Annotated in this window: 2 protein-coding genes; both read right to left on the reverse strand. The window is 30.1% G+C overall.

The annotated features are described in order from the left end of the window. Positions 1 to 226: 226 nt before the first annotated feature. Positions 227 to 649, reverse strand: coding sequence for a hypothetical protein (locus tag BMZ09_RS16255; protein ID WP_090842490.1), 423 nt, complete (start codon positions 647 to 649; stop codon positions 227 to 229). A 160-nt stretch (positions 650 to 809) separates the two neighbouring features. Beyond that, complete coding sequence (locus tag BMZ09_RS15935; protein ID WP_090842492.1) at positions 810 to 1,469, reverse strand: hypothetical protein; 660 nt, start codon at positions 1,467 to 1,469, stop codon at positions 810 to 812. Positions 1,470 to 1,632: the final 163 nt, after the last annotated feature.

Genomic DNA, 1,632 nt, shown 5'->3' on the forward strand with positions numbered 1-1,632 from the left:
TAGCCAAGTTCCGCTTAAATTTTGTCCATTTACTGAATTAAAAATCATTGTTATTAATATTATGAATGTCGTTTTTCGCATATGCACCACAACGTGATTGTATATGGAAAGTTGCGTGTTTGCGTGCGAGGAATTTCCGAAGGAAATTCAGACGTAGCAAACTTGCAACGACCTTTGTTTAAGTCCAACACCAGCAATTTTTTATATACGGTGTTGGCAATAGTTTTTATTTCCGAGTTGAATTTTGTTTTAAAAAAGTCAAATCATCTTTTATTCTTTCCTTTTCTCTTTGATTAACTTTTGTCATATTTTGGGTTCGAGTACATAAGTCAGTTGAAAATTCATAATTATTTCCATTGGCATAAATCAACCACTTTTCTCCGGTTTTTGGAAAAATTCCGCACATTCCTGATTGACTACTTGTAGACAAAACAATAGTCATTTTCGTTATTTTTCCTTTAAACACTCTATGGATTCCGACTTCAATTTTTTGCGTAAACTCTCCGAAGTCCACACTCAATATTTTTCCAGTCGCAATTAAGTCATATTGATTGAATTGTTCTTTGTCAATTTTACCTAAATTTTCACAAGTACAAGAAAATCCGATATTAAAAGTCAATAGTAAAATGATTGTCAAAATTAGTTTCATATGCGGTTTTTCAAATTATTGCCAACGGTTTTGTGTATGGTTAGTTGCGCGATTTAAGCACTAAAGTTAGCAAAAAAATCACAGATAGAAAGTCCGCGAGGACTTTCGTAAGTAGGCTAAAACCAAGCAATTAATTATACACGGTGTTGGCAACTGTTATTTATTCTATCCAAAGTTCTTTGATTTCATCGACGTTCCATTTTCCTTTCGTTTTGGATAGGTTTAATTCCAATCCTGTGCTAATTAATCTAATTTCCGCTTTTGCTTTATTCATTTCCTTATTTATTGAAATGAAATTTATTTCAGGTGAGGTTTTAAAATCAGCTTTTCGATATGTTATTGGCATAAGTAAAGTTTTACTTAAAAAATCATCGCGCTCAAACTTGCCTTTTGAAATGAAATCTGTTAATGCATTTTCAAATTCTGGTATTGAGTTTAAAACACTTGCGTTTGGAAAATTATTTTTGGGATAGAATTCTTTTAGCGTGTCAATTTTTGTTCCAAAAGTATAAGGTAAACTCGAAGGTGGAATTGCGTATTTATATTCTTTGAAATGCTCCCTTTTCATCCAACCATATTTTTCCAATTCGAATGGATGATATATTTCGTAAAATATCTGATATAGATTTGAAGTCAATGAATCATTTATTTTGGGTTCGATTTTTTTAGATTCCGTTTTCCATTTATCAAAGAATAGGTTTAGAGAATCAAAACTTTTTTTTTCGTAAGATTGATTTAGTAAATTGAGTAATTCAGTATTGAGTAAGGTATCTACTTTTTTAATCTCTGTTTTTTCTGAAGGCTCAATTTTAGTAACCAAATTTTCTTTCGGCTTGTTTTCTTTACAAGCTAAAATTCCAAAAAATATTATTATTAAGATTTGGTTTCTGTATTATACTGATATAGGTTGACCTTTTTTTGTTAATATTTTCTAGTTCAAAAGATTTTTTTTAGACGTTTAGAAGGTAAAAAAAATAGTTTGA

Origin of the sequence: Olleya namhaensis (assembly GCF_900114005.1) — a bacterium.
Lineage (GTDB): Bacteria > Bacteroidota > Bacteroidia > Flavobacteriales > Flavobacteriaceae > Olleya > Olleya namhaensis.